This is a genomic window from Nitriliruptor alkaliphilus DSM 45188, from assembly GCF_000969705.1.
In the GTDB taxonomy this organism is placed as follows: Bacteria; Actinomycetota; Nitriliruptoria; order Nitriliruptorales; family Nitriliruptoraceae; genus Nitriliruptor; species Nitriliruptor alkaliphilus.
In genome coordinates, this window is sequence record NZ_KQ033901.1 from 423,655 (window position 1) to 447,029 (window position 23,375).

24 protein-coding genes and 4 tRNA genes are annotated in these 23,375 nt (G+C 70.2%); 7 read left to right on the forward strand and 21 right to left on the reverse strand.

The window, feature by feature from the left end; genetic code table 11:
• Window positions 1-99 precede the first annotated feature (99 nt).
• The 11 genes from nusG to NITAL_RS02020 form a co-directional block, all read right to left on the reverse strand.
• Complete coding sequence (nusG, locus tag NITAL_RS01970; protein ID WP_052664414.1) at window positions 100-1,200, reverse strand: transcription termination/antitermination protein NusG; 1,101 nt, start codon at window positions 1,198-1,200, stop codon at window positions 100-102.
• 6 nt (window positions 1,201-1,206) lie between these two features.
• Entirely contained in the window at window positions 1,207-1,485 is a 279-nt protein-coding gene (gene secE / locus NITAL_RS01975; protein WP_083441131.1) for a preprotein translocase subunit SecE, read from the reverse strand.
• A 116-nt stretch (window positions 1,486-1,601) separates the two neighbouring features.
• Window positions 1,602-1,675 (reverse strand) — tRNA-Trp (locus NITAL_RS01980).
• A gap of 156 nt (window positions 1,676-1,831) precedes the next feature.
• Window positions 1,832-2,224, reverse strand: a complete 393-nt coding sequence (locus NITAL_RS01985; protein ID WP_052664415.1) for a MaoC/PaaZ C-terminal domain-containing protein — start codon at window positions 2,222-2,224, stop codon at window positions 1,832-1,834.
• A 61-nt stretch (window positions 2,225-2,285) separates the two neighbouring features.
• The gene (locus NITAL_RS01990; RefSeq protein ID WP_052664416.1) at window positions 2,286-2,732 is read right to left on the reverse strand and encodes an FAS1-like dehydratase domain-containing protein; all 447 of its coding nucleotides are present in this window, start codon (window positions 2,730-2,732) and stop codon (window positions 2,286-2,288) included.
• Between the two features lie 143 nt (window positions 2,733-2,875).
• Window positions 2,876-3,040, reverse strand: coding sequence for a 50S ribosomal protein L33 (rpmG, locus tag NITAL_RS01995; protein ID WP_052664417.1), 165 nt, complete (start codon window positions 3,038-3,040; stop codon window positions 2,876-2,878).
• 66 nt (window positions 3,041-3,106) lie between these two features.
• Window positions 3,107-4,294 carry an elongation factor Tu gene (gene tuf / locus NITAL_RS02000; RefSeq protein WP_052664402.1) on the reverse strand — a complete coding sequence of 396 codons (1,188 nt, stop codon included), beginning with the start codon at window positions 4,292-4,294 and terminating at the stop codon, window positions 3,107-3,109.
• A gap of 129 nt (window positions 4,295-4,423) precedes the next feature.
• Window positions 4,424-4,495 (reverse strand) — tRNA-Met (locus tag NITAL_RS02005).
• 59 nt (window positions 4,496-4,554) lie between these two features.
• Window positions 4,555-4,627 (reverse strand) — tRNA-Thr (locus NITAL_RS02010).
• 108 nt (window positions 4,628-4,735) lie between these two features.
• A tRNA-Tyr gene (locus NITAL_RS02015) sits at window positions 4,736-4,820 on the reverse strand.
• Between the two features lie 67 nt (window positions 4,821-4,887).
• The gene (locus NITAL_RS02020; protein WP_052664418.1) at window positions 4,888-5,430 is read right to left on the reverse strand and encodes a group I intron-associated PD-(D/E)XK endonuclease; all 543 of its coding nucleotides are present in this window, start codon (window positions 5,428-5,430) and stop codon (window positions 4,888-4,890) included.
• 138 nt (window positions 5,431-5,568) lie between these two features.
• Between NITAL_RS02020 and NITAL_RS02025 the strand changes: the two genes are divergently transcribed.
• The 3 genes from NITAL_RS02025 to NITAL_RS02035 all read left to right on the forward strand — a co-directional run bounded on the left by NITAL_RS02025 (window position 5,569) and on the right by NITAL_RS02035 (window position 8,568).
• Window positions 5,569-6,060 carry a YajQ family cyclic di-GMP-binding protein gene (locus NITAL_RS02025; RefSeq protein WP_052664419.1) on the forward strand — a complete coding sequence of 164 codons (492 nt, stop codon included), beginning with the start codon at window positions 5,569-5,571 and terminating at the stop codon, window positions 6,058-6,060.
• A gap of 117 nt (window positions 6,061-6,177) precedes the next feature.
• Window positions 6,178-7,254, forward strand: a complete 1,077-nt coding sequence (gene metA, locus NITAL_RS02030; protein ID WP_052664420.1) for a homoserine O-succinyltransferase MetA — start codon at window positions 6,178-6,180, stop codon at window positions 7,252-7,254.
• A 39-nt stretch (window positions 7,255-7,293) separates the two neighbouring features.
• Window positions 7,294-8,568 carry an O-acetylhomoserine aminocarboxypropyltransferase/cysteine synthase family protein gene (locus NITAL_RS02035; protein ID WP_052664421.1) on the forward strand — a complete coding sequence of 425 codons (1,275 nt, stop codon included), beginning with the start codon at window positions 7,294-7,296 and terminating at the stop codon, window positions 8,566-8,568.
• A 49-nt stretch (window positions 8,569-8,617) separates the two neighbouring features.
• Here the strand turns inward: NITAL_RS02035 and NITAL_RS02040 are convergent, their stop codons facing one another.
• Complete coding sequence (locus NITAL_RS02040) at window positions 8,618-9,595, reverse strand: helix-turn-helix transcriptional regulator (RefSeq protein ID WP_052664422.1); 978 nt, start codon at window positions 9,593-9,595, stop codon at window positions 8,618-8,620.
• A 105-nt stretch (window positions 9,596-9,700) separates the two neighbouring features.
• Between NITAL_RS02040 and NITAL_RS02045 the strand changes: the two genes are divergently transcribed.
• Window positions 9,701-10,156 (forward strand): VOC family protein, encoded by a 456-nt coding sequence (locus tag NITAL_RS02045; protein WP_052664423.1) that lies wholly within the window; start codon window positions 9,701-9,703, stop codon window positions 10,154-10,156.
• 6 nt (window positions 10,157-10,162) lie between these two features.
• On the opposite strand, the gene NITAL_RS02050 is transcribed toward NITAL_RS02045, so the two are convergent.
• Together NITAL_RS02050 and NITAL_RS02055 are read right to left on the reverse strand one after the other, a co-directional pair.
• Window positions 10,163-11,443, reverse strand: a complete 1,281-nt coding sequence (locus tag NITAL_RS02050) for an MFS transporter (RefSeq protein WP_083441134.1) — start codon at window positions 11,441-11,443, stop codon at window positions 10,163-10,165.
• 87 nt (window positions 11,444-11,530) lie between these two features.
• Window positions 11,531-12,508 carry a GlxA family transcriptional regulator gene (locus NITAL_RS02055; protein WP_052664425.1) on the reverse strand — a complete coding sequence of 326 codons (978 nt, stop codon included), beginning with the start codon at window positions 12,506-12,508 and terminating at the stop codon, window positions 11,531-11,533.
• Between the two features lie 88 nt (window positions 12,509-12,596).
• Here NITAL_RS02055 and NITAL_RS02060 point away from each other — a divergent pair, with 88 nt between their 5' ends.
• Both NITAL_RS02060 and NITAL_RS02065 read left to right on the forward strand, forming a co-directional pair.
• Window positions 12,597-13,250 (forward strand): DJ-1/PfpI family protein, encoded by a 654-nt coding sequence (locus NITAL_RS02060; RefSeq protein WP_052669255.1) that lies wholly within the window; start codon window positions 12,597-12,599, stop codon window positions 13,248-13,250.
• Between the two features lie 71 nt (window positions 13,251-13,321).
• On the forward strand, window positions 13,322-14,131 hold the full coding sequence (locus NITAL_RS02065) for an Fpg/Nei family DNA glycosylase (RefSeq protein WP_052664426.1): 810 nt from the start codon (window positions 13,322-13,324) through the stop codon (window positions 14,129-14,131).
• Window positions 14,132-14,160: 29 nt separating this feature from the next.
• Here NITAL_RS02065 and NITAL_RS02070 read toward each other — a convergent pair whose 3' ends face one another.
• The gene (locus NITAL_RS02070; RefSeq protein ID WP_052664427.1) at window positions 14,161-14,436 is read right to left on the reverse strand and encodes a hypothetical protein; all 276 of its coding nucleotides are present in this window, start codon (window positions 14,434-14,436) and stop codon (window positions 14,161-14,163) included.
• A gap of 363 nt (window positions 14,437-14,799) precedes the next feature.
• On the opposite strand from NITAL_RS02070, the gene NITAL_RS02075 reads away from it, so the two are divergent.
• Entirely contained in the window at window positions 14,800-15,531 is a 732-nt protein-coding gene (locus NITAL_RS02075) for a DedA family protein (RefSeq protein WP_052664428.1), read from the forward strand.
• Window positions 15,532-15,540: 9 nt separating this feature from the next.
• Here NITAL_RS02075 and NITAL_RS02080 read toward each other — a convergent pair whose 3' ends face one another.
• The 6 genes from NITAL_RS02080 to NITAL_RS02105 form a co-directional block, all read right to left on the reverse strand.
• Window positions 15,541-16,461, reverse strand: a complete 921-nt coding sequence (locus NITAL_RS02080) for a M48 family metalloprotease (RefSeq protein ID WP_052669257.1) — start codon at window positions 16,459-16,461, stop codon at window positions 15,541-15,543.
• Between the two features lie 101 nt (window positions 16,462-16,562).
• Window positions 16,563-18,029: an NADH-quinone oxidoreductase subunit N gene (locus NITAL_RS02085; protein WP_052664429.1), complete on the reverse strand. Its 1,467-nt coding sequence runs from the start codon at window positions 18,027-18,029 to the stop codon at window positions 16,563-16,565.
• Between the two features lie 82 nt (window positions 18,030-18,111).
• Window positions 18,112-19,647 (reverse strand): complex I subunit 4 family protein, encoded by a 1,536-nt coding sequence (locus NITAL_RS02090; RefSeq protein ID WP_052664430.1) that lies wholly within the window; start codon window positions 19,645-19,647, stop codon window positions 18,112-18,114.
• A gap of 124 nt (window positions 19,648-19,771) precedes the next feature.
• Entirely contained in the window at window positions 19,772-21,907 is a 2,136-nt protein-coding gene (gene nuoL / locus NITAL_RS02095) for an NADH-quinone oxidoreductase subunit L (RefSeq protein ID WP_169786694.1), read from the reverse strand.
• A gap of 25 nt (window positions 21,908-21,932) precedes the next feature.
• Window positions 21,933-22,244: an NADH-quinone oxidoreductase subunit NuoK gene (gene nuoK, locus NITAL_RS02100; protein ID WP_052664432.1), complete on the reverse strand. Its 312-nt coding sequence runs from the start codon at window positions 22,242-22,244 to the stop codon at window positions 21,933-21,935.
• Window positions 22,241-22,888 (reverse strand): NADH-quinone oxidoreductase subunit J family protein, encoded by a 648-nt coding sequence (locus NITAL_RS02105; RefSeq protein ID WP_083441136.1) that lies wholly within the window; start codon window positions 22,886-22,888, stop codon window positions 22,241-22,243. The genes nuoK and NITAL_RS02105 overlap by 4 nt, the downstream gene beginning before the upstream one ends.
• Window positions 22,889-23,375 lie beyond the last annotated feature (487 nt).

Here is a 23,375-nt window from a genome sequence, read left to right on the forward strand (position 1 = left end):
TGGGTTCCTCCTCGTGGTCGAACGGCCGCCTGCGCGGCCTCCCACATCGGTTCGGGTGCGCCCTGGGCTTCACGTCGCCCGGGCGCGTTCGCGTCAGCCCTAGAGCTTGGCGACGTTGTCGAAGGGCAGCTCGAGCGGGGTCTCGCGACCGAAGACGCTGACGAGCACCTTGAGCTTGGCCTGGTCGAGGTTGATCTCGGAGATCGTCCCGGTGAAGTCCGCGAACGGTCCGGACGTGACCCGGACGGTCTCGCCGACCTCGAGGTCGATCTCGGCGACCTGGCGCTCGGGCTCGGGAGCCGCCGCCTCGTCGCTCTCGTCGACCTCGATGACCTCGTCGGGAAGCTGGAGGGTGGAGGCCACCTCGCGCAGCGACAGCGGGGCCGGCCTGGAGCCCGACGAGCCGACGAAGCCGGTGATGTTGGGGGTGTGACGGACGATGCCCCAGGTCTCGTCGTCCATCTCCATGCGCACCAGGACGTACCCGGGCAGGAACTTGCGCTGGACGACGGTCTTCTTGCCCTTCTTGTACTCGGTGACCTCTTCGGTGGGGATGACCACCTCGAAGATGCGGTCGTGGGCGTCGAGCGTCTCGACCCGGTTCTCGAGGTTGTCCTTGACGCGCTGCTCGTAGCCGGCGTAGGTGTGGACCACGAACCAGTTGCCGATCAGGCGCGCCAGTTCCTTCTTGTCGCGCACCTCGGCGAGCGAGCGAGGACGACGCCGCACGGCGGGCGCCGGCGCTTGCACCTCGGCGGCGTCCGCATCGGCGTCGGAACCGTCCGCGACCGCGGTCGGCTCGGTGGCCACGTCCGGCGACGCGTCAGCGTCATCCTGCGTGCTCGCTGCGCTGCGCTCGACGTCCCCCGCGCCGGCCATGCCGAGCAGGTCGTCGAGGTCGTCGCCCTCGGGCGCGTCCGCCTCGGCGGCATCGGTCAGCTCCGAGGTCGCGTCGGCGATCTCGGGGTCCAGGTCGGTGGTCGGCGCGTCGGGAACGGTGCCCTCCGGTGCCTCGCGGCGGTCGTCGGCGGGGACGGCGAGGTGCTCGTCGTCCTGGGTCAGCTCGGTACCGGCACCGTCGGTGGGCACGGGCGGTGGACCGGCGTCATCGCCGGGGGTGTCGGACGGCTCGAGCTCGTCCACCGGGCTGTCGGTGGCGAGCTGGTCGTCGACGGGGAGGTCGGTCTGGTCGTCGGGCACGGGCGTCTACCCCAGCGTGTTGATGATGGCGTCGCGGACGATGAAGTCGAAGCCCCAGATCAGGAGGGTGAGCACCAGCGACATCACGAGGACGACGATGGTGTAGGAGATGAGCTCCTTGCGGTTCGGCCAGGCGACCTTGCGCAGCTCGGAGCGGACCTCGCGCAGGAACTGCGCGAGGCCGGTCCTCGTCCGCGTCTCGGCGACGGGCTCGCTCGCAGCGCTCGGAAGGTCGGCCGTGCGCCGCGCTTCACGCTCGGCGCGGCGATCGTCGTCGCGGCTCATCGTGTGACTCCTGCTCCCGCAGCCGCCCGGGGACGGTGGGGGGTGGGGACGGACCCCGGCGTCGCCGGGGCCCCGGTGGGGCGGGTGGACTCGGCCGTGAAGCAGCCGGAGCGTCGCACGGGCGGAGGGAATCGAACCCCCAACCGCCGGTTTTGGAGACCGGTGCTCTACCAGATTGAGCTACGCCCGTCCGTCCCCCGATCCGACCGGGACGAGGCGCGCCCGTCCGGTCGAGACAAGGGAACGCTGCCCCACGTGGAGGCAGCGCGGCGAGACTACCCGGACCCGCGGGGGGCGACAACCGCAGTCGCCGCCGCCGCACGCGGGTCCGGCAGGAGCGGGAGGCTCAGACGGCGATCCTGCCCGTCCCCTTCAGGATGCGGTCGCCGTTCTCGTTGTCCCCGAACAGCTCCACGGTCGCGACACCGTCCTCGACTTCCTTGACGGTGCCCCCGAAGGTCGAGGTCGTGCCGAGGGGCCAGGGACGGGCGAAGCGGACCTGGACCTCGAGCACCTTGGCCGGGTCGCCGGCGAACTCGGTCAGCAGGCGCGAGGCCAACCCCATCGAGTACATCCCGTGGGCGATGATCCCTCCGGTCGGGCTGACCTGCCCGGCGAACCCCTGGTCGTAGTGGAGGGGGTTGAGGTCCCCCGACGCGGCGGCGTAGGACACCGACGTCATCAGCGTCGCCTGCTGCTCGATCGTGGGCAGCTCGGTCCCGACGGTCACCTCGCTCATGACCACACCTCCGAGACCGTCTCCGGTCCCTCGAGAAGCAACATGGGACCTACGACGCCGCTCATGCGACCTCCTCCTTCTCGGGGGCGGAACCGAGGAAGATGATGACCGCCTCGGAGCGGACGGCGAGCGCACCGTCCTCGAAGCGGCAGTCGACCTCGACGGTGAGCATCTCGTTGCGACCCCGGCTCTGGATGTCGGCGATCCGCGGCGTGCAGGTCAGCCGGTCCCCCGGCGCGACCGGCCGGTCCCCGTAGACGTAGCGCTGCGAGCCGTGCACCAACGCCGGGTGGACACCGAGGTCGGGGTCGGAGAACGCCGCCGCTCCGCCCTTGACCACGGTGTAGCTCGCCGCGAAGGTCGGCGGCGCGACACAGTCGTCCCCGTCGCTGAAGTAGCGCGGGTCGCGCTCGCCGAGCGCCTGCGCGTACTCGCGGATCTTCTCGCGCGAGACCTCGTAGGTGTACGGCGGGTACTGCGTCCCCACCTTGTCGCGGTTGAGCGCCATCCGGTCCTCCTGGAGGGGTCGGCACGTCGCGGCGAGGCAGGTGCGAGCCGCGGGCGGCGCCATCCTAGGCAGCCGGTGACCAGCGGCCCCAACGCGACGCGGCCCACCCCGCCAGGAGGTGGGCCGCGTCGAGCAGCGTCGGGTCAGCGCGTCTCGCGGTGGAGCTTGTGCGCCCGGCAGCGGGCGCAGAACTTGTTCAGCTCGATGCGCTCACGCTGGTTCACCCGGTGCTTGGAGGTGATGTAGTTCCGCTCCTTGCACTCGGTGCAAGCGAGCGTCACCTTCGGACGGTTGTCGTTCTTGGGCATGACGTCTGGTCCTGGCTCGCTCGCCGACCGCGCAGGTGCGGTGGCGGGGGGTGGTGGTACGGGGGCCTAGTTGGTGATCTTGGTGACGCGACCGGCACCGACGGTCCGACCACCCTCACGGATGGCGAACTTCAGACCCTCGTCCATCGCGATCGGCTGGATCAGCTCCACCGACATCTCGGTGTTGTCACCCGGCATCACCATCTCCACACCATCGGGAAGCGTGACCGAACCGGTCACATCCGTGGTCCGGAAGTAGAACTGCGGCCGGTAGTTGTTGAAGAACGGCGTGTGACGACCACCCTCCTCCTTGGAGAGCACGTACACCTGCGCCTCGAACCCCGTGTGCGGCGTGATCGAACCCGGCGCCGCCAGCACCTGACCGCGCTCGATCTCCTCACGCTTGGTCCCACGCAGCAAGATGCCCACGTTGTCACCAGCCATGCCCTCATCGAGCAGCTTGCGGAACATCTCCACACCCGTGACCGTGGTCGAGGTCGTGTCCTTCAGACCGATGATCTCCACGGTGTCACCCACGTTGATCTTGCCGCCCTCGATCCGACCCGTGGCCACCGTCCCACGCCCCGTGATCGAGAACACATCCTCGACCGGCATGATGAACGGCTTGTCCAGCGCCCGCTCCGGCTCCTCGAAGAACTCATCCACCGCCGCCATCAACTCCACGACCTTGGACTCGTACTCCGCATCACCCTCCAGCGCCTTGAGCGCCGAGACCCGCACCACCGGCGTGTCATCACCAGGGAAGTCGTAGGAGTCCAACAGCTCACGGACCTCCATCTCCACCAGCTCGAGCAGCTCCTCATCATCGACCATGTCGACCTTGTTCAGCGCCACCAGCAGCTTCGGGACACCCACCTGACGCGCGAGCAGCACGTGCTCACGGGTCTGAGGCATCGGACCATCCGCAGCCGACACCACCAGGATCGCGCCATCCATCTGCGCCGCACCCGTGATCATGTTCTTGACGTAGTCCGCGTGACCCGGCGCATCCACGTGCGCGTAGTGCCGGTTATCGGTCTCGTACTCCACGTGAGACACGTTGATCGTGATCCCCCGCTCACGCTCCTCCGGCGCCTTGTCGATCGCATCGAACGCCATCGACTGCACGTTCGGGTTGTTCTTCGCCAGAACGTTCGTGATCGCCGCCGTCAACGTCGTCTTCCCGTGATCGACGTGACCGATCGTGCCGATGTTCATGTGCGGCTTGGTCCGCTCGAACTTCTCCTTGGCCACGGGTGCTGCTCCTTGGTTCACGAGCCGGCTGCGGGCCGGTTGCTCTGATCGGTCGTCTCGGTCGAAACGTGTTGACGTGTCGCGGTGCTTCGGGCGTGGTGCGGGCGGTGCAGGTGTGGGGCGTTCTCGTAGCGGCGGGTGGACTCGAACCACCGACACAGCGATTATGAGCCGCTTGCTCTACCTCTGAGCTACGCCGCCTCGACGGGGACCACCCGGAAGCTGCCGGCGTGAGCCGGCGGCGTCCGGGTGCTTCCCTGAGCCCTGGCGCGGAATCGAACCGCGGACCCCATCCTTACCATGGATGTGCTCTGCCGACTGAGCTACCAGGGCGGGTGTCGCGCCCACGCGAGCGCGGGCGGCCGGCAGCGTAGCCACCGCCCGTGCGGTCCGTCGAACCGTGGTGGTCCGGCGCGCACGGGCGGTGGTGACGCGACTGGCTGGTGGTGGGAGCAGGATTCGAACCTGCGTAGGCATAGCCGCTCGGTTTACAGCCGAGATCCTTTGGCCGCTCGGACATCCCACCGGGAGCCCAACGGTGCGGGCGAGTCGGAGGGTAGGTCGCGGTCGCCTCGTCGGCCAACCAGGGACCGTCAGCTGCGCAACCGGTGCTCGTCGTAGCGCCTGCCCAAGCTCAGGGTGTTCGCTGACCGGATCACCGACGTCGGGATCAGGTACCGATCCCCCGCGTCGGTCAGGACGTAGAGCAGCTCGCAGCTCGATCGGTCGAACGCCTTCGCGGTGTGGAAGCTCTGGTTCCCCCCGCGCGTCGCCAGGCTGACGACGAACACGCCGTAGGGAGACCGGTAGGTGGTGGTCTTGACCTGGACACGCTGGAGACGCTCACCGTCGTCGACGATCAGGTCGTAGGGCTGGCTGTCGATCAGCGGCAGGCTGATCGACCACCCCTGTCGGCCGAACCACGCGACGGCGTCGGTGAGGCCGATCAGACCCTGCTCTCGCGGGTTGCGGCGCCAGATGGTGTCGGCGTCCCGGCGCTGCCCCTTGGCCAGGTGGGCCGCGAGGTTCGCGTCCAGCGGCGAGTCGGCCGCTCGCTCGGGCGACTCGGCCGGCACGGTGGTGCGCGCTGCAAGCGGCGGGCGGAAGGGCAGCGTTGGTCGGCACAGATCGAGCACGGAGGACTCCTCACCCGCCCCCACGGATGACCGAGTCGACACCCTGCCACGGCGGTGCGACACCAGACGTCGAGGTCACGGGGCACGACACGCTCACTAGGCTCGCAGGTCACACCGGACCCGACCGAGGAGCACCCCGTGGCTGACTCGAGCTTCGACATCGAGGCGGGCGTCGACCGCCAGGAGGTCGACAACGCCATCAACCAGGCCGCCCGCGAGGTCGGCACGCGGTTCGACTTCAAGGACACCGGCACGATCATCGAGTGGTCGGGCGAGGAGGCCATCAAGGTCGAGTCCGCATCCGAGGACCGCGTCAACGCGGCGCTGGAGGTCCTCAAGGACAAGTGCGTCAAGCGCAAGGTGTCCCTGAAGGCCCTCGACATCGGTGAGCCGAGCGACGTGTCCGGCGGGCGCAGCCGCGTCGACGTCAAGCTCGTCAGCGAGCTGCCGGGCGACATCGCCAAGACCATCGTCAAGGACATCAAGGCAACCAAGCTGAAGGTCACGCCGACCAACATGGGTGACCGGATCCGGGTCAGCGGCAAGAAGCGCGACGACCTCCAGGAGATCCAGGCCATGGTCAAGGCCAAGGACCACGACGCCCCCCTGCGGTTCACCAACTACAAGTAGGACGTCCCGACGCCGCGATGCCCCGGCCCCGGTCGGGGCGTCGTCACGTTGTCCCGTCCGTCGTCGCCGGCCCGTCGGTCGGACTAGCGTCCACGGCCCACCGACCGGGTCACCTCCATGCCGATCGTCGCCCACTCCTCGCTGCCGGCCTTCGCGGCCCTGGCCGCCGAGGGCGAGGACGTCCTCACCGTCCAGCAGGCGCAGCGCGCCGACATCCGCGAGCTGCACATCGGCCTGCTGAACATGATGCCGGACGCCGCCCTCTCGGTGACCGAGCAGCAGTTCATCCGCATGGTCGGCAGCGCGAACCGCATCGTGCAGGTCTTCGTGCACGTGTTCACCGTCCCCGGCCTGGAGCGCAGCCCGCGGACGCAGGCCCACATCGACGACCACTACGAGCGGTTCGAGGACCTGCGTGATGAGGGCCTCGACGCCCTCATCGTCACCGGCGCGAACGTCACCAACCATCCCGACCTCGCCGACGAGGCCTTCTACGCCCCGCTCCTGGAGGTGATGGACTGGGCGAGCGAGCACGTCACGTCGGTGATGTGCTCCTGCCTGGCCACCCACGCGATGATCCAGCACCGCTACGGCGTCCGCCGGCGGCGGTTGCTCAACAAGCGGTGGGGTGTGCTCGAGCACCGGCTGGCCGATCCGGACCACCCGCTGCTGCGCGGCACCAACACCCGCTTCGACGTGCCGCACTCGCGGTGGAACGAGATCACCTCGGCCCAGCTCGAACGCGCCGGGGTCGATGTGCTGATCGAGTCGACCGAGGGCGACTTCCACCTCGGCGTCTCCCCCGACGGGATCCGCACCGTCTTCATGCAGGGCCACCCCGAGTACGACGCGGTCAGTCTGCTCAAGGAGTACAAGCGCGAGGTCACCCGCTACCTCGCCGGCGAGATCGACGCCATCCCTCCCCTGCCGGCCAACTACCTCTCCGCGGACGCGGCCCGCCGGGCCCACGAGCACCTCGACGCCGTCCTCGACGCGCGCGAGGCCGGCCGGCCGGCACCCGAGTTCCCCGAGGCCGAGCTCGCCAAGGGCCTCGACGACACGTGGGCGGACACCGCCAAGGCCGTCTTCGCCAACTGGCTCGGCCTCGTCTACCGCCTGACCGACCTCGAACGCGGGGTGCCGTTCACCCCGGACATCGACCCGAGCGACCCGCTCGGACGCCTGCGCCGCTGACCGCGCCCGACCACCGAACCAGTACCGGAGAGGGACCCCATGAAGGACGAGACGCTCGCGATCCACCACGGCTACGAGCCGGACCCGACGACGAAGGCCGTCGCGGTCCCGATCTACCAGACCGTCGCCTACGAGTTCGACGACGCCCAGCACGGCGCCGACCTGTTCAACCTCGCCGTGCCGGGCAACATCTACACCCGGATCATGAACCCGACCCAGGATGTGCTCGAGCAGCGCCTCGCCGCGCTCGAGGGCGGGGTCGCCGCGCTCGCCACCAGCTCCGGTCAGGCCGCCATCACCTACGCGATCCAGACCATCACCAGGGCCGGCGACAACATCGTGACCGTGCCGCTGCTGTACGGCGGCACCTACACGCTGTTCAAGCACATGTTCCCGGCCCAGGGCGTCGACGTCCGTTTCGCCGAGGACGACTCGGCCGAGGCGCTCGGCGCGCTGATCGACGAGCGGACCAAGGCGGTCTACCTCGAGACCATCGGCAACCCCGCCGGCAACATCCCCGACCTCGAGGCCATCGCGAAGGTCGCCCACGACGCCGGGGTGCCCGTGATCGTGGACTCGACGGTCGCCACCCCGATACTGATGAAGCCCATCGAGTGGGGCGCCGACATCGTCATCCACTCGCTGACCAAGTTCATCGGCGGGCACGGCAACTCGATCGGCGGGATCATCGTCGACAGCGGGAAGTTCCCCTGGAGCGAGCACGCGGACCGCTTCCCGCAGCTCAACACCCCCGAGCCGGCCTACCACGGCGTGGTGTACACCGAGGCGCTCGGCGAAGCCGCGTTCATCGGCCGCGCCCGGACGGTGCCGCTGCGCAACACCGGTTCGGCGATCAGCCCCTTCAACGCCTGGCAGTTCATCCAGGGGCTGCAGACCCTCGCGCTGCGGATCGAGCGTCACGTGGAGAACGCCCAGAAGGTCGCCGAGCACCTCGCGGCGCACCCGAAGGTGACCCACGTCGAGTACGCCGGGCTGCCGAGCTCGCCGTACCACGCCAACGCGAACAAGTACACCGGCGGCAAGCCGTCGTCGCTGATGACCTTCCACGTGGAGGGGGGCTACGACGCAGCGGTCAAGTTCCACGACGCGCTGCAGCTGTTCACCCGCCTCGTCAACATCGGGGACACCAAGTCGCTGGTGAACCACCCGGCGTCGACCACGCACCGCCAGCTCTCCGAGGAGGAGCTCGCGACCGCCGGCGTCAAGCCCGACGCGATCCGCCTCAACGTCGGCATCGAGCACATCGACGACATCCTCGCCGACCTCGACCAGGCCCTCGACGCAGCCGGCTGACGGTCCCACGAGGCAACGACTGGTGACGCCGGGGCCATCCGCCCCGGCGTCACCCGTCGGTGGCTGCAGCCGGGCCCGCTGCGCCCACCAGCCGCCGGCCGAGCGCCGCCACGGCGTCCTGCGCCGCCTGCGGCTCGAGCACCTCGAAGTCCCAGGGCAGCCACGCGAGGCTGGCGGCCAAGGCGGACAGGTCCGAGCCGCCGGCCGACAGCACGCACCCACCGTCCTCGTCGTCCTCGCACGTGCCGAACCAGGCGGACAGCTCGCCTCGGGCGGTCTCGGCGTCCACCGGCAGCCGGACCCTGGCCTGGACCGGGTAGGGCGCGTGGCCGACGGCGTTGGCGACGTACTCGGCCGCGTCGGGCAGATCGGGTCCGCGGACGAAGCGCTCACCGCCCTCGACCAGGCGATCCATCCGGTCGACCCGGAAGCTGCGCCAGTCCCGGCGGTCGCGGTCGAAGGCGACCAGGTACCACCGACGTCCCGAACGCACGAGGCGGTAGGGCTCGGTCCGGCGGCGGGACTCCTCACCGCTGCGCGCCACGTACCGGAAGCGCAGCTCCTCGGCGCGGGCGCAGTGACCGGCGATGAGCAGCAGCTTGGCGGGATCGACGTCGAAGACCCCACCCGGTCCCGAGCGCGCGTCGAGCGTCATCGAGGACAGCTCGCCGACCCGCTTGCGCACGCGGGGCGGCAGGACCTGATCGAGCTTGGTCAGCACCCGCGTGCTCGCGTCTCCGACGCCGTCGACCCCCGCCACCACCGCCGTGGACAGGCCGAGGACCACCGCGACGGCCTCGTCGTCGTCGAGCAACAACGGTGGCAGGTCACCGCCGGCACCGAGGCGGTAGCCGCCCTCGGCGCCCGCGGTCGCCTCGATGGGGTACCCGAGCTCACGGAGCCGCGTCACGTCGCGACGCACCGTGCGCGTCGTCACCGCGAGCCGCTCGGCGAGCGTCTCGCCAGCCCAGACCGGTCGCGTCTGCAGCAGCGTCAGCAGGCGCAGCAACCTCGTCGCGGTGTCCACGTCGGCTCCTCGTCCGGTACGACCGCAGCCTGGCAGAGACCGCGGACAGATGCTGTCCGCGGCTCGACGTAGCGTCGTCGAGCACCCGGACGAGAGGCCGCGATCGTGTCCACACCCGTCAGCTTCCAGGTGACCGTCGACAGCCGCGATCCGCACGCTCTGGCTCGCTTCTGGGCGGCAGCGCTGCACTACGACCTCGAGATCGAGACCGGGTTCGTCCAGGGGTTGCTCGACGCCGGCCGTATCACCGCCGACGACGTCGTGGAGGTGGACGGTGAGTTGTTCTTCGCCATCGGCGCGGCGATCCGGCACCCCTACGGCCCTGGGCGCCACACGCCGGACGAGCGCGACGCCCGCCGCATCCTGTTCCTCCGTGTCGAGGACCCGACGCCGGGCAAGAACCGCTGGCACCTCGACCTCAACGTCGGCGAGGACCGCATCGAGGACGAGGTCGTGCGGCTGACCGCCTTCGGCGCCGAGGAGCGGTACCGGGTCGAGGAGCACGGCCAGCGACACGTCACCCTGGCCGACCCCGATGGCAACCTGTTCTGCGTCCAGTGACTCGGGTCACGCCCCCTCGGCGGTCGCCTGACCCCTTGCGAGCGCCGCCGGGAGGGCCACGGCGGCGACCAGTCCGACCAGCGGCAACAACGCGAACGCGACGACGGGCCCGGCCGCGTCGCTCAGGAACCCGACGCTGAGCGGCACCGCCAGGAAGCCGGCGCGAGCACCGAGGGACGCAGCCGCCACGCCACGTCCGGTCGGGTCGAGCGCATCCCCGGCCTGGAGCATCAACGGGAACAGCGTCGCGGTCCCGACGCCGGCCACCACCAGACCGACGACCAGCACCGCTGGCACCTCGAGCAAGGACGCGAGCCCCAATCCGAGCCCGCCGCCGAGCACGACGGCCGCGGCGCCGACCTGTGCCATCCGCCGGGCGCCGAAACGGTCGATGCCGCGGTCCCCGATCAGCCGGCCGACGAGCATCGCACCGGCGTAGGACGTCGGACCGAGCCCGGCGAGGGTGACCGAGGCCCCGAGGCCGTCCTGCAGGGTCAGGGCCGACCACTCGTTGGCGATGCTCTCCACGGCGGCTACGACGACCCCGGCGACGATCACGAGCAGCCACACCCCGCGTCGACGCGACCGACGGGGGTGCGCGACGCCCGCGGGGCCCGATGCCGACGGCTCGTCGGTGCCCGGCAGCGCGCCCACGGCGATGGGCACGCTCTCTGCGGGGGTCGCCTCGTGCGATGGACCCGTTGCCGGGCGCAGCCGCCGGACGGGGGTCCGCGCGACCGCGATGACGGCGAGCGCGAACACGGCCAGGATGGCCGTCTGCGCGACGACCGTGACGCGGGCGGTGGCGGCGAGCGTGCCGAGCCCGGTCCCGGCGAGCGCCCCCGCGCTCCACACCGCGTGCATCCGGCTCGCCAGGGACCGGTCGCCCGTGCGCTGCACGTCGAACATCAGGGCGTTCTGGGCGATGTCCGCGATGCCGTCGGTCATCCCCATCGCCGCGAAGACCAGGAACAGCACGGCCACCGAAGGGGCGAGCCCGACACCGATGGCCGAGGCGGCGAGCACGACGCCGCTGAGGACCGCGGTCCGCTCCACGCCGAGCAGGCGCGAGAGGCGCGGAGCGAGGACCGAGCCGAGGACGCCTCCGACACCGACGCCCACCAGGGCCAGCCCGAGGGTGGCGTCCGTGGCACCCACCGCATCACGGATCTCCGGCAGGCGGGGCCAGAGCGACGGCCCGACGAGACCGTTGGCGAGGAACAGCAACGCCACGCCGTGGGCGGGACGGAGGCGGGACGTCAATGCAGCGCTCGCGGTGTGGCGCATGAGCCGGTGGCTCGGGACGGGAGGGCCGGATGATGGCACACCGACCGTCGCGACAGGTCCGCGCTCCCGTCCGGTCCCCCAACCGCGCTACGGGTCGCGGAACCGGGAGCGGTACTGCCCCGGACTGATCCCGAGGCGCCGCTGGAACGCCTGCCGCATCGTCTCCTCCGTGCCGAACCCGACCGACGATGCGATCACCGCCAGCGTGTCACGGCCCGACTCCAAGGCTCGCTGCGCCGCCTCCAACCTGACGAGCTCGACGTGGGCGCCCGGCGTCAGACCTGTCGCCGCACGGAAGGCGCGCGCGAACTGACGACGGCTGAGCCCGACGGCCTCGGCGAGGGACGCCACCCGGTGGTCGGCTGATGGATCCGCGGCGACGCGGTCCAGCGCAGCACGGATCGGGTCGCTGCTGACGACGGGCCGACGGAGATGCTGGCTGAACTGCGACTGCCCCCCGGGCCGGTGCAGGAAGACCACCAACCAGCGTGCCACCTGCCGAGCCACGTGCGGCCCCAGGTCGTCCTCGACGAGCGAGAGCGCGAGGTCGATGCCGGCGGTCACACCGGCGGACGTCCAGACCTGACCGTCACGGACGAAGATGCGATCCGGCTCCACACGCACGCCGGTCCCCTCCCCGAGACGGTCCGTGCGCGACCAGTGGGTGGTCGCGCGCCGGCCGGCCAGCAGGCCGGCCTCCGCCAGGACGAACGCGCCGGTACAGACCGAGGTGACCCGTCGGGCGGCGGCAGCGGCGCGTGCCACGCCCCCGACGAGCCGCGGGTCTGCGGTGACCTCGTCCATCCCCCACCCACCGGCGACGACGAGGGTGTCGACGTCGTCCACCGAGGCATCGAGGTCCTCGTCGGCCTCGATCCGGATGCCGCTGCCGGTCCGGACCGTCCGGCCCGCAGCGACCAGGCGGAGCCGGTAGGCCTCGTGGCCGACGAGCCGGTTGGCCGCGTCGAAGACGTCCACGGGGCCGGCGACATCGAGGAGCTGGACGCCATCGAAGACCACGAGCCACACGACCCGTGCCGCCCGCCCGGTCTGCCCGGCCCGCACGGTTATGGCCGCTTCCTTGGGGTAGTCGTCCTTGCGGCCACCCTACCGCACGGTGATGCTCCACCGGACCGGATCCGAGGAGGCCGCGATGCAGATCGCGTTCGTGCTCTACCCCGAACTCACCGCGCTCGACCTCGTGGGACCGCTCGAGGTCCTGTCCCGGCTGCCGGGCGCCGAGGTCCACCTCGTCGCCACCGACCCCGGCACGGTGACGGCCGACAACGGCGTCCTGCAGCTGGTGGCCACCAGCTCGCTGCACGGGGTCCCCGCGCCGGACGTGCTCCTGGTGCCGGGGGGCACCGCGGGGACCGTGCGGGCCGCGCGAGATCCCGAGCTGCTCGACTGGCTCCGTCAGGCGGCGCTGACCGCCACGTGGATCACCTCGGTCTGCACCGGGTCGCTGGTCCTCGGCAGCGCCGGGCTGCTCGAGGGACGTCGCGCGACCAGCCACTGGGCCGCACTCGAGGAGCTCCGTGCCTACGGAGCCGAGCCGGTGCAGGGTCGGTTCGTGGTCGACGGCAACGTGGTCACGGCCGCCGGTGTGTCGGCCGGGATCGACATGGCGCTCTGGCTCACGGCCCAGCTCGCCGGTGGGGACGTCGCCGACCTGCTCGAACTCGTCATCGAGTACGCCCCCGAACCACCACGGGGCACCGGGTCACCCGATACCGCGGACGACGTGCTGGTCGACCTCGGCCGCGAGGTCATCCGCTCGCTGATGGCAGCACCTGCCACCCCGTGATCCTCGGCCCCATCCGGTGGTCGTAGGCTCCGGGCCCGCGGCGAGGGACGCCGCCACCACCGGAGGCGGCCGTGCCCGAGGGCCACACCATCCACCGTCTCGCGCGCGACCACGCGACGTGGTTCGCCGGCCAGCGTGTGCGGGTCAGCTCGGCATCGGGACGGTTCGCCGACGCCGCCGCGCTGCTCGACGGGCATGTCCTCGAGGGCACCGACGCGTACGGCAAGCACCTGTTCCACCGCTTCGAGGGTGACCGGTACGTCCACGTGCACCTCGGCCTGTTCGGCAAGGTGCTGGTCAGCGACGTGCCACCGGACCCGCCGCGCGACACGTCGCGGTACCGGGTGGTCGGCGACGACCGTGCCATCGATCTGGTGGGAGCCACCGCCTGCGACCTGCTGATCCCCGAGGAGGTGACGGGGCTCGTCGCCCGGCTCGGACCCGATCCGATCCGCCGCGACGCCGATCCCGACCGGGCGTGGGCCGCGCTCCAGCGGCGGTCCATCGGCATCGGGCGGGCGCTGATGGATCAGGCGGTGCTGGCCGGCGTCGGCAACGTCTACCGGGCCGAGATCCTGTTCGTCCACGGCCTGCACCCCGACGTGCCGGCCCGCGAGGTCCCCCGCGAGACCTGGGAGTCGATGTGGGCGACGCTGGTCGAGTGGTTGCGTCGCGGGGTTCGCCAGCAGCGGATCGTCACCACCGACCCAGCGGAGATCGGCAAGCCACGCTCGCGCATGCGCCGCGAGGAATCCCTCTACGTCTACAAGCAGGAGTCGTGCAAGCGCTGCGAGGAGCCGATCCGGCGGTGGGACCTCGCCGGACGCTGGGCGTACGCCTGTGAGACGTGTCAGCCCCCGCCGAGGTCCGGCGGGGGCTGACGGGGGTCCGCGGCTTCAGCCGGTGGCGATCACTCGTCGCCGTCGGCCTCGCCGTCGTCCTCGGCCTCGGCCTCGGCCTCGGCCTCGGCCGATTCTTCGCCGAGGCAGTACCACTCGCCCTCGTACTCGATGCAGTCCCGGCCCTCGTGCTCCTCGACGGCCACGCCGTAGCCGATGGCACCGCCGAGCACGAGCCCGATGAGCACACCGATGGCGACCATCGACCAGATGAGGATCTGGGTCGAGTTCGACAGTCCCTCGTACTCGCGCTTCACCAGTTCGGTGTCGTCCTTGAAACTCGCCACGTCGCACTCCTCGCGTTCGGGTCGGCTCGCCGACGTGCCTCAGGCGAAGAGGATGATCAGGATGATGATGAGGAGCAGGGTTCCGAGTCCGATGTACACGTGTCTCTCCTGGTGTCGGGGGGAACGTCTCGCGGGGCTGGAACGTTCGGCCTCAGTTGTATGGCAGCGCGGGGCCTCGGCGTGACGACCGAAGGGGCGCTCGCAGCGGCCGGACGACCACCACCGGATGGCCCTCTACCCTCCGGCAGCCGCGTCACCACCGTCGAGCCGAGGGCTGGAGGGCTCCGAACCCCGCGTAGGCCCCACGGGCACGTGCGTAGGCGCGACACCATCGGCCGCCCGGCCGCAGCGAAGAGGGCATCCGTGAGCGACACCTCCCCCACCTCCGGCCCGTCCGACGGCGGTGGACCCCGCCTGCCTGAACCCGACGAGCTCGTCGGCCGGCGCATCCCCGACGCGGTCCGCCGCACGGTGGTCACCCTCGCGGTGCTGCGCTACGTCATCCCGATCGCCGCGATCGCGGCGGTCCCGAGCCTGATCGCGAACCGCCAGATCACGCTCCTGGTCGCGCTGCGGCCGGGCAAGGAGATCCTCCTGCTCGCCGGCGGCAGGCTGCGCCTCGACGGTGAACCCTCGATGCTGCTGCTCTTCGTCGCCGCCTTCCCCCTGTACGTGGCCGCGGTCTGGGCCTTCTTCGTGCTCGGGCGCGCCTACCAGGTGGCGCTGCGGACGGGCGAGGGCCCAGAGTGGCTGCACCGGGCGCTGCCGCCGGAGCGCCTCGAGGTCGCCCAGCGGGCGTTGGCACGTCGGGGCCCCGTCATCGCCTTCGTCGGCCGTGTCGGCGGCCTGCCCCCGACGATCCTGGCCGCCGCTGCCGGGGTCTCCGACGTGCGCGCACGCGGCTACCTGCTCGCGGACGGCGTCGGAGCGGTGATCGCCTTCACCATGACCGTCGGGATCGGGTACGCGCTCGGGGAGGCCTACGAGCGCGCCGGGGTCTGGTTCACCGTCTCCGCCGTGGTCCTCGTCTTCGCGTTGGCCACGTGGTTCCAGCGGTGGGTCCAGCGTGAGCTCGACCGGGAGGGTGCGGCCTGACGGTCGCGCCTAGCGGCCGGGGAAGCCCGGTCCAGGGCCGAGCTGCCCCATGCGTTGCGCCTGCTCCTCGAGCGCAGCGATGCGCTCGGGGATCGGCGGGTGGGTGGAGAACAGTTTGCTCGCCGCCCGGCCACCGAACGGCGCCGCGATGAACAGGTGCTGCATGCCCTGGTTGGTCTCGGCCGGGGTCCCGCCCGCCCGCAGGAAGCGTGGGTCGTTCCCGCCGGCCTCGAGCTTGGCCAGCGCCCGCGCGAGCGCGAGCGGGTCGCCGGTCAGCTCGGCGCCGGTGTGGTCGGCGAGCGACTCGCGTGACCGCGTGATCGACGCCTGGATGATCACCGCGATGATGGGCGTGAGGATCCCGAGCGCGACCGCGACCAGGGGGTTGGCCCCGCCGTCGCGGTCCTGGCCGCCGAAGAACGGCAGGAAGCGCAGCATCAGCGCGAGGTAGGAGATCGCGGTCGCCAGGACCGCCGCGATCGACCCGATGAGGATGTCGCGGTTGTGGACGTGCTGCAGCTCGTGGCCGAGGACGCCCTCGAGCTCGTCCCGGGTGAGCGCCCGGTAGAGCCCCTCGTTGACGCACACGGCGGCGTTGTCGGGGTTCCGGCCGGTCGCGAACGCGTTCAGCTGCGGGGACGGGCTGACGTACAACCGCGGGACGGGCTGGCCGGCCTGGCGCGAGAGCCGCTCGACGATCTCGTACACGTCGGGGTAGCGGGCCCGGTCCATCGGCTGGGCCTTGGCCATGCGGATGGCGAGCTTGTCGCTGAACCAGTAGCTGCCGACGTTCATCGCGACCGCGATGACCAGGAACAGGGTCAGGAACCTGCCGTCACCGCCGGTGGTGCCGTCCACGATGGCCCCGATGCCGAGCAGCAGGCCCGACATCACGGCGAGGAGGATGAAGGTCTTCGCGCTCTTGAACATCACGCTGTCCCGGTCCGGCGGGACACCACAAGGTACCCCCGGGGAGCCCCCGAGAGTCGTCCTTGCGTCGACCCGACACCCCGCCGAGAGGACGCTGGACGTCAGTTGGTGGCGAGCACGTTCGCCACCGCGGTCCCATCGGTGACGAGGCCGGGCAGGACCCCGAGGAGGATGGTGCCGATCATCAGCACACCGACGACGGCCGAGAGGCTGAGCCCGGGCTGCAGCCGCGGCGCCCCCTCGAGCGGCGCGTCGATCCACATGATCTTGATCACCTTCAGGTAGTAGAAGAAGGCGATCACCGAGTTGATGACCAGGAAGCTGGCCAGGACCAGGCCGAACGGGGTGACCTCGACGGTGACCGCCTCGAGGATGGCGAACTTGGCCCACAGACCCACCGTCGCCGGCGCGCCACCGAGGCTGAGCAGGAAGGTCGCGAGGGCGAACCCGAGCAGCGGGCTGCGGGCCCCGAGGCCCGTGAAGTCGCGGATGGCACGGATGCCGGTCCGTCGGTTGACGGCGATGATGACGCCGAAGGCTCCGATGTTCATCACCGCGTAGGCCACGAGGTAGAACAGGACGGCCTGGACGGCGGCCTCGTTGACCGCGTCACCGCCGGGCTGGGCGAGGCCGAAGGGGATGAGCATGTACCCGGCCTGCGCCACGGACGAGTAGGCGAGCAGACGGACGATGTCGCGCTGCTGCAGCGCGATCAGGTTGCCGATCGTCATCGTCAGGATGGCGAGCACGCCGAGCACCGGTGCCCACACGTCGGCGACCGGCTCGAAGGCCACGAAGGCCACGGCGATCAGCCCGGCGAACCCGGCGGCCTTCGAGGCGACCGCGAGCATGGCGGCCACCGGCATCGGGGAACCGGCGTAGGTGTCCGGCGCCCAGAAGTGGAACGGCACGGCCGAGACCTTGAACGCGAACCCGACGATCACGAGCATGACCGAGGCGAGCAGGAGCGGCACCGAGGTCGCCTCGTCGGCGAGCGCGGTGGCGATGCCCTCCAGGGAGGTCGTCCCGGTGAAGCCGTAGACCATCGACATGCCGAACAGCATCAGCGCGACCGACAGCACACCGATGAGGAAGAACTTCAACGCCGCTTCGGAGGAGTACAGGTCGCGCTTGCGCATGCCCGCCATGATGAAGGCGGGGATGGACACCGTCTCGAGCGCGACGAACAGCAGGAGCAGATCGCGGGCGGACGGCATGATCAGCATGCCGATGAAGCTGGTCAGCAGCAGGAAGTAGTACTCGCCCTGGAAGTAGCGCCCTTCGGCGAAGAACCGCCACGAGATGCCCAGGATGGCCAGCAGGCTGCCGAGGAACAGCAGCTTGAAGATGACGGCGTAGTCGTTGACGACGAAGGTGCCCCCGAAGGTCTCGCGATGGTCGCCGTAGAGGACGACGGTGAACCCCAGCGCGACCACCGTGCCGATGACGGCGACAGGGTTGACCAGCTGCTTGGCCTCACCGCGCAGCGACAGGTCGAGCGCGAGCACCACGAGCGCGGTGATCGTCAGCGCGATCTCGGGTGCGATCGCCAGGAAGTCGATCGACATCGAACCTCGTCCTCATCGTCACGCCTCGGCTGCGAGGCGGTGTGGCGTGTCGCGACCGGCGTGGAGCCGGCCGCACGGTGTGTCAGCCGGTCACGGCCCGCATCAGCGCGGTCACGGCGCCGTCCTGCACGCCGAAGATCAGACGGGGGAAGATCCCGAGCGCGAGCACCAGCACCAGCAGCGGCGTCCAGGACACCCACTCGACGCGCATGACGTCCTCGAGCGGTTCGTCCTGCCAGCGCGCCAGGGGCTTGCCGAGGTTGATGCGCTGCAGCAGCCAGAGGAAGTAGCCGGCGGTCAGGACGGTCCCGATCGCCGCGAAGATCACCAACGTGAGGTAGAGGCCGCCGTACCGCGCGTCCAGGCCTGCGCCCGGGCTGATGGCGGCCCACATGGCGGTGAACTCGCCCCAGAACCCGGCCAGGCCCGGCAGCCCCAGCGAGGCGACGGCCACGAAGGTGAGCAGCACGCCGTACCGCGGCAGCTTGGTGAGCATGCCGCCACCGATGACCGCGATCTCGCGGGTGTGGTAGCGCTCGTGCAGGGAGCCGGCCAGGAAGAACAGCAGACCGGTGATGACACCGTGCGCGATGTTGCCGAACAGCGCGGCCTGGATGCCCGTCTCGTTCATGGCCGCGATGCCGAGCATCACGAAGCCCATGTGGCCGACCGACGAGAACGCGATCAGCCGCTTGACGTCGGTCTGGGCGAGGCAGCACAGCGAACCGTAGATGATGCCGATCACCGCGAGGACACCGATCAGCGGCGCGAACGCGACCGCCCCCTCGGGCAGGATCGGCAGGGCGATGCGGATGAAGCCGTAGGTCCCCATCTTCAGCAGCACGCCGGCCAGCAGCACCGACCCGACCGTGGGAGCTTCGGTGTGGGCGTCCGGCAGCCAGGTGTGGAACGGCCACATCGGCACCTTGATGGCGAACCCGAGGAAGACGCCGAGGAAGGCCCAGATCTGGAAGGTTCGCGACCCGATCACACCGGCCTGCGACAGCTCGACGATCGACCAGGTCTCGGCGCCGGTCTGGAAGTAGATGGCCAGGAAGGCCACCAGCATGAAGACCGACCCGAAGAGGGTGTAGAGGAAGAACTTGACGCTGGCGTAGTCGCGGCGCGGTCCGCCCCACATCCCGATCATGAAGAACATCGGGACCAGGACCAGCTCCCAGAAGACGAAGAACAGGATCAGGTCGAAGGCCACGAACGTCCCGGCCATACCGGTCTGCAGCAGCAGCATCAGGCCGAGGAAGCCCTTGGGCTTGCCGGGCGGCGGCAGGATCTTGGTGGTGTAGATCGCGCACAGCAGCGGCAGCAGGTAGGTCAGGAAGAACAGCGGGAGGCTGATGCCGTCCAGACCCAGCGTGAACCGCGCGTCGATCGCCGAGATCCAGCTGACGTCGGTGACGAACTGCAGCTCACCGGTGCGCCCGTAGTCGAACCCCGCCGTGATGGCGACGACCAGGGCGAAGCTGGCGGCGGTGATGCCGACGGCCGCCCAGCGGATCTCCTTGTCCAGCCGCGCCGGCACGATCGCCAGCAGCCCCGCCCCGACGAGGGGCAGGAACAGGGCGACCGTCAGGGCCCATCCTGCGGTGTCCGGGTTCATCGTCTCTCCTCCTGCCCGCACCCTCGTGCGGTGCGGGTGCCCCCGAGGGGGTCACGCCGTGCCGGCACGTGGCCGGCGGGTTGCCAGGTCTGGGTGCGTCCGTCGGACGCGGGGTGGTCGAGGTTCAACGGCCGGCAGCGAACACGACGACCAGGATCACGACGCCGGCCACCAGGGCCGCCGCGTACCGCTGGACGTCACCGGACTGGATGCGCTTGAGACGGTCGGACCACCACGCGGCGCTGAACGCTGCGCCGTTGATGCCGCCGTCGATGACCCGCTGGTCGAGGATCCGGTAGGTCGAATCCGCAGCGTGCTTGACCGCGACACCCGCGCCGGCCACGACCCGGTCGATCCCCTCGTTGGAGGATCGCGACGCGGCGGGCGACAGCTTGTCACGCACCGGGACGACCACGTACTTGTAACCGAACGTGTCGAAGCCGTACTTGGCCACGAGCACCCGGGTCAGCGGACCCATCTTGAACATCGGGTCCTCACGCTCCCCCCGTCCGTAGAGGGCGAACGCCACGGCCAACGCCGCCAGGAACGCGACCAGCGCGTACGCCAGGACGTCGAAGTGCCAGCTCGGTGGCCCGTGCAGGACGCTCGGGCTGCCCTCGGCCGCGAGGATGTCGTCGGTGGGGGACGCCGCGAGCACCCCGCCACCGAGCAGGCCGCCGCCCGCGACCGCCTCGTCGTTGCCGTGCTTCTCCTCGGCGTACTCGGCAGCCCCCTCCATGTACGGGAAGACCGCGCCCTCGAGCTGCTCGGTGGCGGTCCACTGCTCGAAGTTGGCCTCCTCGGACGGCCACACCGGCGAGCCGATGTAGCCGGCCGTGAGCGAGAGCACGGCGAGCACCACGAGCGGGACGACCATCTGCGGGCCGGACTCGTGCGGCGCGTGGTGGCTGCGGCTCTCACCACCGAAGATCAGGAAGCAGGCGCGCGCCATGTAGAAGGTCGTCACGAACGCGGCGAGCAGGCCGATCCAGAAGATGACGTCGCCGAGCACGTAGCCGTTGGCGGCGAAGATGCCGGCCGAGACCAGGATCTCGTCCTTGCTGAAGAACCCGGCCGTCAGCGGGAAGCCGGCCAGCGCCAGCGTGCCGATGATGAAGGTCCAGAACGTGTACGGCATGGGTTTGCGCATCCCACCCATGTCCGACATGTTGTTGCTGTGGACGGCGTGGATCAGCGATCCGGAGCCGAGGAAGAGCAGCGCCTTGAAGAACCCGTGCGTGAAGAGGTGGAAGATCCCGGCGGTGTACCCACCGACCCCGAGGGCGGCCATCATGTAGCCGAGCTGCGAGACGGTCGAGTAGGCCAGGACCTTCTTGATGTCGTCCTGGACGACCGCGAGCAGACCGCCGAAGAAGAGCGTGATCACCCCGACGATCGCGATCGTCGCCATCACGGCGTAGGACTGGGCGACCACCGGGTAGAGGCGGGCGAGCAGGAAGATGCCGGCGGTGACCATCGTCGCAGCGTGGATCAGCGCGGACACCGGCGTCGGCCCGGCCATGGCGTCCGGCAACCACACGTGCAGCGGCATCTGGCCGGACTTGGCCACGCACCCGAGGAAGATCAGCAGCATGCCGAGGACGATGGTGCCCATCGAGAGCTCACCGGCGGACGCCGCCTCGGTGGTCTGCAGGATGTTGAACGGCTTGTCGGTCAGCCCGAACATGCCGGCTGACAGCACGATGACCCCGACGACGAGGCCGACATCGCCGAACTTGGTGGTCAGGAACGCCTTGTTGGCCGCGTCCTGGTTCGACTTCTCCTCCCAGTAGAAACCGATCAGCAGGAACGAGCAGACGCCGACCAGCTCCCAGCCGATGATGGCCTGGAGGGTGTTGTTCGCGATCACGAGCATCAGCATCGAGAACGTGAACAGCGACAGCATCGCGAAGTAGTACGTGAAGCGCGGCTCGCCCTTCATGTACTCGCGCGAGTAGATGTTGACCATCAGCGACACGGTGGTGACCAGCAGGAACATCATCGCGGTCAACCCGTCGACGAGCATCCCGAGCTCGAAGACGAACCCACCACCGAGCGGCGACCAGTCGAAGGACCGCTCGAGCGCCTCGACGCTGCCGTTGGTGAAGGTCTCCCAGGCGATCAGCACCGACAGCACGAAGGCGATGCCGATCGACAGCACGCCGAGCTCGCTGCCCTTGCCCGGCAGGTACTTGCCGAACAGGCTGATCGCCACGGTCGACGCCAGCGGCAGCAGCACCACCAGCCAGGCGTACTCCATCACGGTTCCCACGGTTGGCGGCCCCCTACCAGCGCATGAGGTCGACGTCGTCGACGTCGACCGTTGCCCGGTTGCGGAAGAGGTTGAAGACGATGGCCAGACCGACGCCCACCTCGGCGGCGGCGACGGCGATGATGAACAGCGCGAAGATCTGCCCCGAGACGAGGCTCTCGCCCGGGAACAGCAGGTTCTGGAACGCCACGAGGTTGATGTTCACCGCGTTGAGCATGAGCTCGACGCTGATGAGCACCAGCACGGCGTTGCGGCGCGCGATGAGGCCGTAGACGCCCACGCAGAACAGGAAGGTGGCCAGCAGCAGCGGTCCGACGAGGCTCATCGGTCGTCCTTCCCGTGACCCGGGGTCCCACCCGCGGTGACCTCGGGGTACTCGGCCGCAGCCACCGGATCCAAGCCATCCCGACGGTCATGCTCGGTCGCGGGTGCGTCCCCGAGCTCGATGCGGGTCACCTCGGCCTCGACACCGGACTCACCGGTCTCGCGCCGGGCGAGCACGATCGCGCCGATCAGGGCCGCGAGCAACAGCATCGACAGCAGCTCGAACGGCAGGATCCAGTTGGCGAAGATCGCCAGCCCGATGTCGGCGATCGGCGGGCCGGTCACGTCCTCGGTGCGGACGCCCCCGAACGCCTGGATCACCAGGAAGGCCAGCACCACGAACAGGGTGCCGCTGACCACCAGCGCCAGGCCACGGTTCTGGCTGTCGAGCGCTTCGCGGCCGATCGGCGCCCGGGTCAGCATCAGACCGAACAGGAACAGGACGGCCACGGCGCCGACGTAGACCACCAGCTGCACCAGCGCCAGGAAGTCGGCCGCCAGCACGAAGAAGACCCCGGCGATGCCCGCCAGCGTGGTCGCCAGGTACAGCGCTGCGTGGACCAGATTGGTCGAGGTGACCGTCTTGATGGCCGCACCCGCGGTCATCAGGCCCACCAGGACGAAGACGACATCGTGGCCGGTCACGATCCGTCCTCCTGGTCGATGATCTCCTGCTTCTTCTTCTTGACCCAGGCCGCCTTGGCCTTCGCACGGGCGATCCGGTCGGACTTGCCCTCCGCGATCAGCCGGTCGTAGGTCTCCTGGTCGAGCTCGCCGGTCGACTCGACGTGGACGTCCTGGGCGCGCTTCTTGGCCGGGGCCTCGGGGGCGTCCGCCTCGGCGGTCGCCTCGGCTGGGGGGGTGTCGTCGGACCCGGCGGCGGGCGTGTCGGCGGCGGGCTCGGCGGCGTCACCACCGGCCTGCTCGGCTGCGAGGCGCTTGCGCTCCTTGCGGACGTAGGCCGCCTTGGCCTTGGCTCGCGCCATCCGCTCGGTCTTGCCCTCGGCGATCAGGGCGTCGTAGGTCTCCTGATCGATCTGGCCCGCCTCGACCTCGATGTCGGCAGCCTTCGGCGCCTTCGCAGCGGGCTCGGCGGCGGGTTCGGCGGCGTCCTGCTCGGCCTGGAGCCGAG